This window comes from Streptomyces olivaceus (assembly GCF_000721235.1).
GTDB lineage: Bacteria > Actinomycetota > Actinomycetes > Streptomycetales > Streptomycetaceae > Streptomyces > Streptomyces olivaceus.
In genome coordinates this window covers 23,152-36,475 of record NZ_JOFH01000034.1, presented here as the reverse complement: position 1 = coordinate 36,475, position 13,324 = coordinate 23,152, and the positions used below count along the sequence as shown (strand labels likewise).

9 protein-coding genes are annotated in these 13,324 nt (G+C 71.9%); 5 read left to right on the top strand and 4 right to left on the bottom strand.

Translation table 11 applies throughout. From position 1 onward, the window contains the following. Window positions 1–24: 24 nt before the first annotated feature. Window positions 25–801: a MerR family transcriptional regulator gene (locus IG94_RS0130690; RefSeq protein WP_052410937.1), complete on the bottom strand. Its 777-nt coding sequence runs from the start codon at window positions 799–801 to the stop codon at window positions 25–27. Between the two features lie 278 nt (window positions 802–1,079). Here IG94_RS0130690 and IG94_RS0130685 point away from each other — a divergent pair, with 278 nt between their 5' ends. After that, the gene (locus IG94_RS0130685) at window positions 1,080–2,528 is read left to right on the top strand and encodes an amino acid permease (protein WP_031044655.1); all 1,449 of its coding nucleotides are present in this window, start codon (window positions 1,080–1,082) and stop codon (window positions 2,526–2,528) included. 77 nt (window positions 2,529–2,605) lie between these two features. Further along, window positions 2,606–3,091 (top strand): macro domain-containing protein, encoded by a 486-nt coding sequence (locus IG94_RS0130680; protein ID WP_031044652.1) that lies wholly within the window; start codon window positions 2,606–2,608, stop codon window positions 3,089–3,091. 6 nt (window positions 3,092–3,097) lie between these two features. Here the strand turns inward: IG94_RS0130680 and IG94_RS0130675 are convergent, their stop codons facing one another. Then, window positions 3,098–4,597 carry a M1 family metallopeptidase gene (locus tag IG94_RS0130675; RefSeq protein ID WP_031044651.1) on the bottom strand — a complete coding sequence of 500 codons (1,500 nt, stop codon included), beginning with the start codon at window positions 4,595–4,597 and terminating at the stop codon, window positions 3,098–3,100. Between the two features lie 335 nt (window positions 4,598–4,932). On the opposite strand from IG94_RS0130675, the gene IG94_RS0130670 reads away from it, so the two are divergent. Next, window positions 4,933–6,192, top strand: coding sequence for a M14 family zinc carboxypeptidase (locus tag IG94_RS0130670; RefSeq protein WP_031044647.1), 1,260 nt, complete (start codon window positions 4,933–4,935; stop codon window positions 6,190–6,192). Window positions 6,193–6,272: 80 nt separating this feature from the next. Then, window positions 6,273–8,024, top strand: a complete 1,752-nt coding sequence (locus IG94_RS0130665; RefSeq protein ID WP_031044644.1) for a BCCT family transporter — start codon at window positions 6,273–6,275, stop codon at window positions 8,022–8,024. Window positions 8,025–8,136: 112 nt separating this feature from the next. Here IG94_RS0130665 and IG94_RS0130660 read toward each other — a convergent pair whose 3' ends face one another. Beyond that, window positions 8,137–9,108 carry an FAD-dependent oxidoreductase gene (locus tag IG94_RS0130660; RefSeq protein ID WP_031044641.1) on the bottom strand — a complete coding sequence of 324 codons (972 nt, stop codon included), beginning with the start codon at window positions 9,106–9,108 and terminating at the stop codon, window positions 8,137–8,139. An 83-nt stretch (window positions 9,109–9,191) separates the two neighbouring features. On the opposite strand from IG94_RS0130660, the gene IG94_RS0130655 reads away from it, so the two are divergent. Then, window positions 9,192–10,835 carry an ABC-F family ATP-binding cassette domain-containing protein gene (locus IG94_RS0130655; RefSeq protein WP_031044639.1) on the top strand — a complete coding sequence of 548 codons (1,644 nt, stop codon included), beginning with the start codon at window positions 9,192–9,194 and terminating at the stop codon, window positions 10,833–10,835. Between the two features lie 47 nt (window positions 10,836–10,882). Here IG94_RS0130655 and IG94_RS0130650 read toward each other — a convergent pair whose 3' ends face one another. Beyond that, window positions 10,883–13,273: a Tex family protein gene (locus IG94_RS0130650; RefSeq protein ID WP_031044635.1), complete on the bottom strand. Its 2,391-nt coding sequence runs from the start codon at window positions 13,271–13,273 to the stop codon at window positions 10,883–10,885. Window positions 13,274–13,324 lie beyond the last annotated feature (51 nt).

The window sequence follows — 13,324 nt, the reverse complement described above, 5'->3', positions numbered from 1 at the left end:
GACGGCGGGGACCGGGGCGGTGCCTCAGCCCCCGCCGCCCTCGCCCTCGTCGCTCCGGTCCTCGTCGCCCCGATCTCCGCCGCCCCCGTCGTCGAGCCACTCCCGCAGTTCCTCGCGCAGCGACCGCTGGAACGTGGTCAGCAGCGCCTGCACCACCAACGGGTGCATGTGCGCCGACAGCGACCGCACGTCCGGCGCGTCGCGTTCGGCGACCGCGTCGCGCAGCAGCCGCGACAGATCGCGCGCCGCGGCCCGCGAGTGCTCCAGCAGGGCGGTACGGGCGGCGAGCAACGTCTCGGGGGAGAAGGGCACGTCGAGCAGTTCCACGCCGAGCCTGAGCAGTCCGGCGTCGACCCGGTAGGCATCGCCGCCCGGAGCGTCCGCGTCGGAGTCCCGGTTGACGACGTCCATCGTCGTCAGGCGCTCCACCTCGTCGTCGGTCAGCGGCCGGCCCGCCCGCCGGCCCAGTTCCTCGCGCGTGACGCGCTCGACCGTCTCCGGCGCCCAGGAGGCCACCACCGCGCGGTGCAGCGCCAGGTCGTGGGGGCTCAGGTCGTCCGGCAGCCGCCGCAGGTACCGCTCGATGGCGGCCAGCGTCATGCCCTGGTGCTGCAATTCCTCGATCAGCGCCAGCCGCGCCAGGTGCGCCCGCCCGTAGTGCCCCACCCGGCGCGGACCGAGCGCCGGTGGCGGCAGCAGTCCCCGGGTGCCGTAGAAGCGGACCGTGCGGACCGTGACGCCGGTCCGCGCGGCCAGCTCGTCGATCGTGAGGGTCGGCTCCTCGGCGTCGGTCGTCGTCATGCGCAGCAGTATCGCTGTCTCACCAGTGCTGTGAAACCTCGCGCGCTCGGCCCGCGCTCCTGGCGTGCGCCTTCCGCGTGTCTCTTGCGCGTCTCGTGCAGGCGAGCGGTGGATCTTGTGAGAAGTCACGCTGTGTGAGGTGAACCACCGCATGCCCACGCAGCGTCGTGGGAAGGTGCCGTCCTGGTCTGTGCCGTCGATGGGTGGTGCGGGCCCGAGACCAGGTACGGACGACTCGGGCGCACCCTGCCCGAAGGCACCAGAGAGTGGAACCACCCGTGAGCAAGGACGCCGTCGACACGGCACAGGTCGCCGCCCACCCGCAGGCGACCGGAACCATCCCCGCGGACGCGGGCGACGCCGGTTACAGCAAGGACCTCAAGGCCCGCCACGTCAACATGATCGCCATCGGCGGCGCGATCGGCACCGGCCTCTTCCTCGGCGCCGGCGGGCGCCTGCGCGACGCGGGCCCGGCCCTCGCCATCGCCTACCTCGTCTGCGGCGTCTTCGCCTTCTTCGTCGTCAGAGCCCTGGGCGAGCTGGTGCTCTACCGGCCCTCCTCCGGCTCGTTCGTGTCGTACGCGCGCGAGTTCCTCGGCGAGAAGGGCGCCTACGTCGCCGGCTGGATGTACTTCCTGAACTGGTCGACGACCGGCATCGCCGACATCACCGCGATCGCGCTGTACACGCACTACTGGAGCATGTTCACGAGCGTCCCCCAATGGGTGCTCGCCCTGATCGCCCTCGCCGTGGTCCTCGCCGTGAACCTCATCTCCGTGAAGATCTTCGGCGAGATGGAGTTCTGGTTCGCGATCATTAAGGTCGCCACCCTCGTCGGCTTCATGCTGATCGGCATCTTCCTGCTCGCCACCCAGCACGACGTGGGCGGGCACACCCCGGGCCTGAGCATGATCACGGACCACGGCGGCCTCTTCCCGCAGGGCCTGATGCCCGTGATCGTGGTCATGCAGGGCGTGATCTTCTCCTACGCCGCCCTGGAGCTGGTCGGTGTCGCCGCCGGCGAGACCGCCGAGCCGGAGAAGGTCGTCCCGCGCGCGGTCAACTCCATCATGTGGCGCGTCGCGCTCTTCTACGTCGGTTCCGTCGTCCTGCTGGCCCTGCTGCTGCCGGGCTCGCTGTACTCCGGAGACGAGAGCCCGTTCGTCACGGTGCTGTCGAAGATCGGCGTCCCGGCGGCGGGCGACGTGATGAACCTCGTCGTCCTCACGGCGGCGATGTCCTCCCTGAACTCCGGCCTGTACTCCACCGGCCGCATCCTGCGCTCCATGGCGACCGCCGGCTCAGCGCCGAAGTTCACCTCCGTCATGAGCCGCAGCCAGGTCCCGTACGGCGGCATCCTGCTCACCTGCGCCGTCTGCGTCCTCGGTGTCGGGCTGAACTACCTGGTGCCGAGCAAGGCCTTCGAAATCGTGCTGAACGTCGCGTCGCTCGGCATCATCAGCACCTGGGTGATCATCATGATCTGTCACCTGGTCTTCGTCCGCCGGGCGCGCTCCGGGCTCGTCACCCGCCCGCGGTTCCGGCTGCCCGGCAGCCCGGTCACGGAGGGCGTCACGATCGCCTTCCTGCTGGCCGTGCTCATCCTGATGTGGAACGACGCCGAGGTCGGCCGCAAGACCCTCTTCCTCGTCCCCGCCATCGCGGTGATGCTGGTCGCGGGCTGGTTCGGCGTCCGGCGCCGGGTGACGGAGAACGCCGCACGCTAGCCCCCCCCCGGGCAGCCGGTGCGGAGCGGCACGAAAACGCGCGGACCGCTGTCAGTGGCGGTCTCTACGGTGGTGCCATGTCGGAGATCAGGTATGTCCGGGGAGACGCCACCGTGCCGTCGGTCAAGGGCGTCAAGGTGATCGCCCACGTCTGCAACGACCTCGGCGGCTGGGGCAAGGGCTTCGTCCTGGCCGTTTCCCGCCGGTGGCCCGAGCCGGAGGCGGCCTACCGCGCCTGGCACCGCGACCGCGCGGCCAACGACTTCGGGCTCGGCGCGATCCAGCTGGTCCGGGTCGAGACCTACGTGTGGGTGGCCAACATGATCGGCCAGCGCGGCATGCGGACCGGCAGCAAGGGCGTCCCCGTGCGCTACGAGGCCATCGACACGGCCCTGGGTCGCCTGGCCGACCGGGCGATCGAGCTGGGGGCGTCCGTGCACATGCCCCGCATAGGCTGCGGCCTCGCCGGCGGCAAGTGGTCCCGCGTCGAGCCGCTGATCGGCGAGCGCCTGGCGGGACGCGGTGTCCCCGTGACCGTCTACGACCACGGGGACAGCGCATAGGGGGTGTCAGTGCCCGTGGTCGTGGACGTCGTTCGTCGCGGCGATCTTCCGCCACGAACGGGGCTGGGCGGGCGTCCCGGACGGCTTCGCGAGGGACTGCGCGCGGGCGGCCGCCGCGTCCGGCTTCGACGGCTGGAACAGCCAGGTGTCGAACAGCGCGGCCAGCGGCTTGCCGGACACCTCCTCGGCATACCGCTGGAAGTCCGCGACCGACGCGTTGCCGTGCGCGTACTTCGCGGGCCATCCCTTCAGCACGGTGAAGAAGGCGTCGTCCCCGATCTCGTTGCGCAGTGCCTGGACGGCGAGCGCGCCCCGGTCGTAGACGGCGGTGTCGAACTGGTTCTCCGGCCCGGGATCACCGGGCTTCACCGTCCAGAACGGGTCGTCGGCCGGGTACGAGGCGTACGTGTAGTCCGCCAGCTCCTGCGCCGTGCCCTCGCCCTCGTGCTCGGACCACAGCCACTGGGCGTACCGCGCGAAGCCCTCGTTGATCCAGATGTCCTTCCAGCCGCGCAGGGAGACCAGGTCGCCGTACCACTGGTGCGCCAGCTCGTGCACGACGACGGACACGTTCGACCCGTTCGCGAACTGCCGGGGGCTGTAGAAGGGCCGGGTCTGCGTCTCCAGCGCGAACCCGGTGTCCGTGTTCGGCACGTAACCGCCCAGCGCGTCGTAGGGGTAGGGCCCGAAGTACCCGCTCAGCCAGTCGGCCACCTCCCCGGTCCGCTCCACGCTGGCCCGCGCCGCACCGTCGTTCGGGCCCAGGTCCTCGCTGTAGGCGTTGACGACCGGGATGCCGCCCTCGGTGGTGCCGGTGGTGAGGTCGAACCTGCCGATCGCCAGGGTGGCGAGGTAGGTGGCCTGCGGCTGGGCCGAGCGCCAGTTCCAGTGGGTCCAGCCCAGCCGTGAACTCGTCGACTGGAGGGTGCCGTTGGAGATCGCCTGGGTGCCGTCCGGAACCTGCACCGACACGTCGTAGGTGGCCTTGTCCAGCGGGTGGTCGTTGCTCGGGAACCACCACGCGGCGGCCTCGGGCTCGTTCGCGGCGATCCCGCCGTCCGGGGTGCGGTGCCAGCTGGTGAAGCCGAACGCCTGCTTCGAGGACGGCACACCGCTGTAGCGGACGATCACGGTGAGCGGCGTGTCCTTGTCCAGCGGCTTCGCCGGGGTGATCTCCAGCTCCTGCTCGCCCGAGGTCGTGAACGACGCCTTCGCACCGTTCACCCGCACCTCGCCGACGTCCAGCAGGAAGTCGAGGTCGAACCGCGACAGGTCCTCGGTCGTGCGGGCCAGGATCGTCGCCGTCCCCTCCAGCCGGTCGGTGTCCGGCTGGTACTTCAGGCGCAGGTCGTAGTGCGAGACGTCGTATCCGCCGTTGCCGTAGGCCGGGTAGTAGGGGTCGCCGATGCCCGGAGCGCCGGGGGAGTGGGCCGCCGCCGACGCGGGGATCGCCAGCATGAGGGTGGCGGCGCCCAGTGCGCCCGGCACGATGAATCTGCGGTGCACGAAAGCTCCAAGTCGTAAGGGCACGATGGTCTGTTCGGAGCCTATTCGGCCCCTGCACGCACCGTCATGTCCATGGTCACCTCCGTCACACGATCGCCATCCGGCCGTCATCGGCCCCGCCGCGCCCCCTTCTGCGCGGGAGTCGGCGGATGTACCGTCCCGCGCATGCCGGTACGCACGCGCCGCACGGCCCGCCGCCCCCTCAACAGGGGATCCTGACGCCGACACGCCGACACGCCGACACGCCGCACGTACAACCAGTACGCCGGTCGACGCCCGGCACGCCGAGAGCACGCACCTGACGCCGCGAGGCCGCCCTTCGGGCGACGACGGGAATTGTCAGACAGACCCTAGCCGCGTCCCTGATCACCGCGCCGGCCCACGCCGCCGACGCCGCGCACCCTCCGCCCCGCACCGGCTTCGAGCAGACGCACGGCGCCCGCTGGACCACCCAGCCCGAGGAGCAGGCCCTCCTCGCCGCGGCCGACCGGGCGAGCGACCGGGTCGGCGTCGACCGCATCGGCACCACCAAGCAGAACCGCCCCCTCCGCCTCGTGACCATCGGCAGACCCACCGCGCCCAACAAGGTGCTCCTCGTGTGCAGCCAGCACGGCAACGAGCCCGCCGGCCGCGAGGCCTGCCTGTCCACCGTCCGCGACCTGGCGTACGCCACGGACCGCGCCACCCGGCGCTTTCTGACCCGCACCGCCGTGCTGGTCGTGCCCACGGCCAACCCGGACGGCCGCGCCGCCGGCACCCGCGGCAACAGCGACGGCGTCGACGTCAACCGCGACCACCTCGCCCTCGCGACGGCCGAGGCCCGCGCCCTGGCCGCCGTCGTCCGTGACCGGCACCCCGACGTCCTGTACGACCTGCACGAGTACGGCGCCACACCCCCGTACTACGACAAGGACCTCTTCGACCTCTGGCCCCGCAACCTCAACACCGACCCGCGGGTCCACGGCGAGGCGCGGACGCTCTCCGGGGCCTACGTCCGGCCCGCCGCCGAGCGCGCCGGCCACTCGACCGGCACCTACGGCATCTGGACCGACCCCGTCACCGGAGAGCCGGTCGAGCAGACCGCCGGAGACGGGCAGGAACGCATCCTGCGGAACATGTCCGGCGTGAAGCACGCGGTCGGCCTGCTCGTCGAGAGCCGGGTCGACGCCCTCACGGACGCCGAGCGCGAGGACCCGGCTTTCAACCACCGGCGCCGGGTGGACTCCCAGCTCGCGGCCCTGGACGGCGTGTTCCGCTTCGCCGACCGGCGGCGCGCACAGGTCGAGGCGGCGACCGGTGCGGCCCGGCGGGCCGGAGCCGCGGACAGGGGGCCGGTGTACCTCGGCGGCGCGGACAACGATCCGGCCGGACCCGCTGATATCGTCCAGGACCCGCCCTGCGGCTACCGGCTGACGTCTGCCCAGTACACAGACTTTCGGGATGAACTCGCGCTACACGGTGTACATGTGCGTCCGACCGGGGAGGAGGGCGCCTATGTACCGCTGCGCCAGCCGCTGCGGGCGCTGGTGCCACTGCTCCTGGACGAGCGGGCGACGTACCACCTTACGGCGGGGGAACCGGAGACCCACTGCTGAGAAGGTGAGTTGCGCGTCGTGCGCGGTCCTGGGGCGGCGGAGGACTATTTTCGGCCTGACCTACTTGAAAGGTGCCGCCCGTGACGCAGGATCGACCAAGTGAGCGACCAAGTGAGCGACCGAGCGACGAGGAACACGAGAGGGGGACGCTGCCGGGCTCGGAAGCAGGCCTGCCCGGGCATGAGCACAAGCCCCGGACCGACCGCATCGTCTTCGGTGTCACGGCCGCTCTGACCCTCGCCTTCGTCGTCTGGGGCGCCGTCGCCACCGACTCGCTGGAGGACGCCTCCAGCAGCATGCTCGGTGGACTGATGCACAACGGCGGCTGGGCGTTCACCCTCGCCGCCTCCGGCTTCGTGGTCTTCGCCCTCTGGCTCGCGGCCAGCCGCTACGGCCGCATCCACCTCGGCGCCGAGGGCGAGGAGCCCGAGTTCCGCACCGTGTCGTGGATCGCCATGATGTTCAGCGCGGGCATGGGCATCGGCCTGATGTTCTGGGGCGTCAGCGAGCCGCTGGCGCACTACACGACGGCCCCGCCCGGCACCAGCCCCGCCGACTCCGGCGAGAGCATGGAAACGGCCATGGCCACCACGCTGTTCCACTGGACGCTCCACCCGTGGGCGATCTACGCGGTGGTCGGACTCGGCATCGCCTACAGCACCTTCCGCCGGCGCCGCAGGCAGACCATAAGTGCCGTGTTCACCCCGCTCATCGGCGAGAAGCACGCCAACGGCGCCAGCGGCCGGGTCATCGACATCCTGGCCATCATCGCGACGATCTTCGGCTCCGCGGCCTCCCTCGGCCTCGGCGCGCTCCAGATCGGCTCCGGCATCGAGAAGCTCGACTGGATGGACAAGGTCAGCACCGGACTCCTGGTCGGCATCATCGCGGTGCTGACGGTGGCGTTCGTGGCCTCCGCGATCTCCGGCGTCGAGAAGGGCATCCAGTGGCTGTCCAACACCAACATGGTGCTGGCGCTGCTGCTCGCCGTGTTCGTCTTCGTCGCGGGCCCGACCATCCTCATCCTGGACCTGCTGCCGACGTCGATCTTCGGCTTCCTCGGCGACCTGCCCGCGCTGGCCGGCCGGACCGAGATCAGCGGCGGCGAGGGCGTCGCCGACTGGCTGGGCAGCTGGACGGTCTTCTACTGGGCGTGGTGGATCTCCTGGACGCCCTTCGTCGGCATGTTCATCGCCCGTATCAGCCGGGGCCGGACCATCCGCCAGTTCATCGGCGGCGTCATCCTCATCCCCAGCGTGGTCAGCCTGATCTGGTTCGCGATCTTCGGCGGCTCGGCCATGAAGCTGCAGGAGCAGAACCGGCTGGGCGACGACACCAGTCCCGAGGGCCGGCTCTTCGCCGTGCTGCAGGAGTACCCCATCGCCACGGCCAGCAGCCTGCTGGTGATGATCCTCGTCGGCATCTTCTTCGTCTCGGGCGCCGACGCGGCCTCCATCGTGATGGGCACCCTCTCGCAGAAGGGCGCGCTGGAACCCAGCCGCTGGACCGTGATCTTCTGGGGCGTGGTGACCGGTGCGGTCGCCGCGATCATGCTGCTGATCGGCAGCGGCGAGGCGGACGCGCTCACCGGTCTGCAGAACCTCACGATCCTCGCGGCGGCGCCCTTCGTCATCGTGATGATCTTCATGTGCGTCGCGCTCATGCGCGACCTGCGCCGTGACCCGCTCATCGTGCGCGGCGAGATGGCGTCCGAAGCCGTCGGACTGGCCGTCATCGAGGGCCACAAGCGGTACGAGGGCGAGTACGAGATCCGGATCGGCCCGGGCCCCGGCACGGACGTGGAGGGCGACCCGATCGGTCACCACGACTGACGTACGCACCGATCGGCCGGGACGGTGACCCGGCCGCGCCGGCGGACGCGGGAGGCGGGCGATCGAGGGCGGACCCCCTGAACGGGGCCCGGACCTCGATCGCCCGCCTCTGTCAGTTCTCCCGGCCCTCCCGGAGGCCGGCCAGCCCGGCGGCCTCCTGGGCGCAGCCCCAGGCCACGGTCACGCCCGCACCGCCGTGACCGTAGTTGTGCACGAGCAGCCGCCCGTCCGGCAGCGTCTCGCGCTCCAGCCGCACCGCGTGCCGGGCCGGCCGCAGCCCCACCAGATGCCGGAGCACCCGCGCCCCGGCGATCTCCGGCCGCAGCTCCGCGCACCGGCGCACGATCGCCTCCGCGACCCGGGGGTCGGGCTCTGCGGACCAGTCGTCCTCCTCGGCCGTCCCGCCCAGCAGGAGCCGGCCGGGCTGCGGAAGGAAGTACGTCGTCGTCCCCGAGGCCCGGTCGGCCGAGACCAGCCAGGTCCGGACACCGGGGTTCTCGACGACGACCAGCTGCCCCCGCACCGGGCGCACCGCCGCGTCCGGCACCAGGTCCCGGGCGCCCAGTCCCGTGCAGTTGACCACGACCGGCGCCCGGATCCCGCCCAGGTCGGCCACCGCACGCGTCTCGACCACCCCGCCCGCCGCCACCAGCCGCTCACGCAGCCACGGCAGGTGAGTCGACATGTCGATGAGGGGCAGCCGCGCCCAGAGCCCCCGACCCGCGTACTCCGCGGCCGTCGACGCGCGCAGCCCCGGCAGCCGGGTGGAGGCCCAGGCGCCCACCTCGTCCGGGCCGGTCTCGCCGAGCACCCCTTCGACCAGGCGCACGCCCGTCCGGTCGGGACGGGCCGCCAACTCCTCGTACACGTCCAGGGAACGCAGCGCCCACGTCTGCGCCAGCGCGACCGGCTCGATGCGGTACGGCCACCACAGTCCGCCCGCGACCACCGAGGTGGTCCGTTCCACGGGCTCCCGGGTCCACAGCCGTACCCGTCTGCCGCGCTCGGCGAGCACGACGGCGGTCGTCAGCCCGATCACGCCGCCGCCGACCACGACGACCTCGTCATCCAGTTCGGTTTCCACACCGGGACCGTAAGGCCTGTCCGGCGGATCACGCCACGGCCGGACCGGGCGGAGCGCGGGCAACGTCTAGGATCTACCGTCTGATGACTGCCACCCTCGTCGCCAAGAACCTCGCCGCCGGCCACGGCGACCGCTCCCTGTTCACCGGGCTCGACCTCGTCGTCGCCCCCGGCGACGTCATCGGACTCGTCGGAGCCAACGGCGCCGGCAAGTCCACCCTCCTGCGCCTGCTCGCCGGCCTCACCGCACCCGAACAGGGCGACCTGCGCCTGTCCCCGCCGACCGCCACCGTCGGCCACCTCCCGCAGGAGCCCGACCGCAGGCCGGGCGAGAGCGTCCGGGCGTTCCTGGCCCGCCGCACCGGCGTCACCGAGGCCCAGCGCGCCATGGACGACGCCACCCAGGCCCTGGTCGACGGCGCTCCCGGCGCCGACGACGCCTATGCGACGAGCCTGGAGCGCTGGCTGGCCCTGGGCGGCGCCGACCTCGACGAGCGGGCCGAGGAGGTGGCCGGCTCCCTTGGCCTGGCCGTCGGCCCGGACCAGCCGATGACCTCCCTGTCCGGCGGTCAGGCGGCCCGCGCCTCTCTCGCCTCCCTCCTCCTGTCCCGCTACGACGTCTTCCTGCTCGACGAGCCGACCAACGACCTCGACCTGGACGGCCTGGAGCGCCTCGAACACTTCGTGACCGGCCTGCGCGCCGGCACCGTCGTGGTCAGCCACGACCGCGAGTTCCTCACCCGCACCGTCACCAAGGTTCTCGAACTGGACCTCGCCCAGCGGCAGATCAACCTCTACGGCGGCGGCTACGACGCGTACCTGGAGGAACGCGCGGTGGCCCGCCGGCACGCCCGCGACGAGTACGAGGAGTACGCGGACAAGCGCGCCGCTCTCCAGGACCGCGCCCAGACGCAGCGTTCCTGGATGGACAAGGGCGTCAAGAACGCGCGGCGCAAGGCGGGGGACAACGACAAGATCGGCCGCAAGTTCCGCAGCGAGGCCAGCGAGAAGCAGGCCGCCAAGGCCCGTCAGACCCAGCGCATGATCGAACGCCTGGAGACCGTCGAGGAGCCGCGCAAGGAGTGGGAGCTGCGTATGGAGATCGCCTCGGCGCCCCGCTCGGGGGCGGTGGTCGCCACCCTGCGCGACGCGGAGGTCCGGCGCGGCGACTTCACGCTCGGACCGGTCTCCCTCCAGATCGACTGGGCGGACCGGGTGGCGGTGACGGGCGCCAACGGCGCGGGCAAGTCCACCCTCCTCGGCGCCCTCCTGGGCCGCGTCCCGCTCGACGCCGGACACGCGGCGCTCGGCTCCGGCGTCCTGCTCGGCGAGGTCGACCAGGCCCGCAAGCTCTTCCACGGCCCGGAGGCCCTGCTGGACGCCTTCCGCGCCGCCGTCCCCGACACGGACCCGGCGGACGTCCGCACCCTCCTGGCCAAGTTCGCCCTCAAGGCCGACCACGTCATGCGCCCGGCCTCGACCCTCTCACCCGGCGAACGCACCAGGGCGGCCCTCGCCCTCCTCCAGGGCAGCGGCGTCAACCTGCTGGTCCTGGACGAGCCGACCAACCACCTGGACCTCCCGGCCATCGAGCAGCTGGAATCGGCCCTGGACGCCTACGAGGGCACCCTCCTCCTGGTGACCCACGACCGCCGCATGCTCGACGCGGTCGACGTGACCCGCCGCCTGGAGGTGACGGACGGCAAGGTCACGGAGACCTCCGCGTAGCGGCGGGCGGTGCGCCGCCGCTGCGGGCGATCGTGTCCGCCCGGTACCTACGCGAGGCCGGCCCGCCGCAACGCGTCGGCCATCGCCCCGTTGGCCGGAGCGGCGCCCCCGGCCGAGGACCGCCCCTTCCCGCCCCCGCCGGCGGACCCCCGCTGCTGCCGCTGCCTGGGCGGCTTCCCGCCCCGCTCCCGCTTCTGCTCACCGCGGAGGCCCTGCGCCCCCTGCGCACCCTGCGGAGCCGCCTCGTCGTCCAACCGCAGGGTCAACGAGATCCGCTTGCGCGGGATGTCGACGTCGAGCACCTTCACCTTGACGATGTCCCCGGGCTTGGCCACGTCCCGCGGGTCCTTCACGAACGTCTTCGACATGGCGGACACGTGCACCAGCCCGTCCTGGTGCACACCGACGTCCACGAAGGCCCCGAACGCGGCGACGTTCGTGACGACGCCCTCCAGCACCATCCCGGACGACAGGTCGCCGATCTTCTCCACGCCTTCCTTGAAGCTGGCCGTCCTGAACGCGGGCCGCGGGTCGCGCCCCGGCTTCTCCAGCTCCTTGAGGATGTCCGTGACCGTCGGCAGTCCGAACGTCTCGTCCACGAACGCGTCCGGCCTGAGCGAGCGCAGCACGGCCGTGTTGCCGATCAGCCCGCCCACCTCCTGCCCGGCGGTCCGCACCATCCTGCGCACCACCGGATACGCCTCCGGGTGCACGCTGGACGCGTCCAGCGGGTCGTCGCCGCCCCGGATCCGCAGGAAGCCCGCGCACTGCTCGTACGCCTTCGGGCCGAGCCGCGACACCTTCTTCAGCTCGGTGCGGGAGGCGAACGGCCCGTTCGCGTCCCGGTGGGCGACGATGTTCTCGGCGAGGCCGGAGGTGACGCCGGAGACGCGGGAGAGCAGCGGGGCCGACGCCGTGTTGACGTCGACGCCCACGCCGTTCACACAGTCCTCGACGACCGCGTCCAGCGAGCGCGACAGCTTCACCTCGGACAGGTCGTGCTGGTACTGACCCACGCCGATGGACTTCGGGTCGATCTTCACCAGCTCCGCCAGCGGGTCCTGCAGGCGCCGGGCGATCGACACCGCGCCGCGCAGCGAGACGTCCATGTCCGGCAGCTCCTGGGAGGCGAAGGCGGAGGCCGAGTACACGGAGGCCCCCGCCTCGGACACCATCACCTTGGTGAGCTTCAGCTCGGGGTGCCTGGTGATGAGCTCCCCGGCGAGATTGTCCGTCTCGCGCGACGCCGTGCCGTTGCCGATGGCGATCAGGTCGACGGCGTGCTCCCCGGCGAGCCGGGCCAGCTTGGCGATCGCCTCGTCCCACCGGTTGGCCGGGACGTGCGGATGGATCACGTCGGTGGCCACGACCTTGCCGGTGGCGTCGACCACGGCGACCTTCACGCCCGTACGGAAACCGGGGTCAAGGCCGAGCGTCGCGCGGGTGCCGGCCGGGGCGGCCAGCAGCAGGTCGCGCAGGTTGGCTGCGAAGACGTCGACGGCCTCGTCCTCGGCGGCCGTGCGCAGCCGCAGCCTGAGGTCGATGCCGAGGTGGACCAGGATGCGAGTGCGCCAGGCCCAGCGGACGGTGTCCCCGAGCCACTTGTCGGCGGGCCGGCCGCGGTCGGCGATCCCGAACCGGCTCGCGACGATGGCCTCGTACGACGACGGCCCGTCCGTGGCCTCCTCGGGCTCCAGGACCAGGTCGAGCACGTCCTCCTTCTCGCCGCGCAGCATCGCGAGGATCCGGTGCGAGGGCAGCGCGGTGAACGGCTCGGCGAAGTCGAAGTAGTCGGCGAACTTGGCGCCGGCCTCCTCCTTGCCGTCCTTCACCCGGGCGGCGAGCCGCCCGCGCCCCCACATCCGCTCCCGCAGCTCGCCGATCAGGTCGGCGTCCTCCGAGAACTTCTCGGTGAGGATCGACCGGGCCCCGTCCAGCGCGGCCTGCGGATCGGCGACCCCCTTGTCGGCGTCCACGAACGCGGCCGCCGCGGCGAGGGGTTCGACCGTCGCGTCGGCGAGCAGGCCCTCGGCCAGCGGCTCCAGGCCCGCCTCGCGCGCGATCTGCGCCTTGGTCCGCCGCTTCGGCTTGTACGGCAGGTAGATGTCCTCCAGGCGCGCCTTGGTCTCCGCGCCGCGGATACGCGCCTGGAGCTCCTCGGTGAGCTTGCCCTGCTCGCGCACCGAGTCGAGGATCGCGGTCCGCCGCTCCTCCAGCTCCCGCAGGTAACGCAGCCGCTCCTCGAGCGTGCGCAACTGCGCGTCGTCGAGCATCTCGGTCGCTTCCTTGCGGTAGCGCGCGATGAAGGGCACCGTGGAGCCGCCGTCGAGCAGCTCCACCGCGGCCTTCACCTGCCGCTCCCGTACGCCGAGTTCCTCGGCGATCCTGCTCTCGATCGACCTTGCGTCGATGGCCGCGCTGGACCCGGCTGTCGTCACGATCCCGTACCGCCTTCTCACTGGGTTGCGCGGCAATTGTGGCAGGCGGCA

Excerpts from the sequence above, each read along its gene's own strand:
- IG94_RS0130690 (WP_052410937.1), bottom strand. The coding sequence starts at position 801 with ATGACGACGACCGACGCCGAGGAGCCGACCCTCACGATCGACGAGCTG.
- IG94_RS0130680 (WP_031044652.1), top strand. The coding sequence starts at position 2,606 with ATGTCGGAGATCAGGTATGTCCGGGGAGACGCCACCGTGCCGTCGGTC.
- IG94_RS0130655 (WP_031044639.1), top strand. The coding sequence starts at position 9,192 with ATGACTGCCACCCTCGTCGCCAAGAACCTCGCCGCCGGCCACGGCGAC.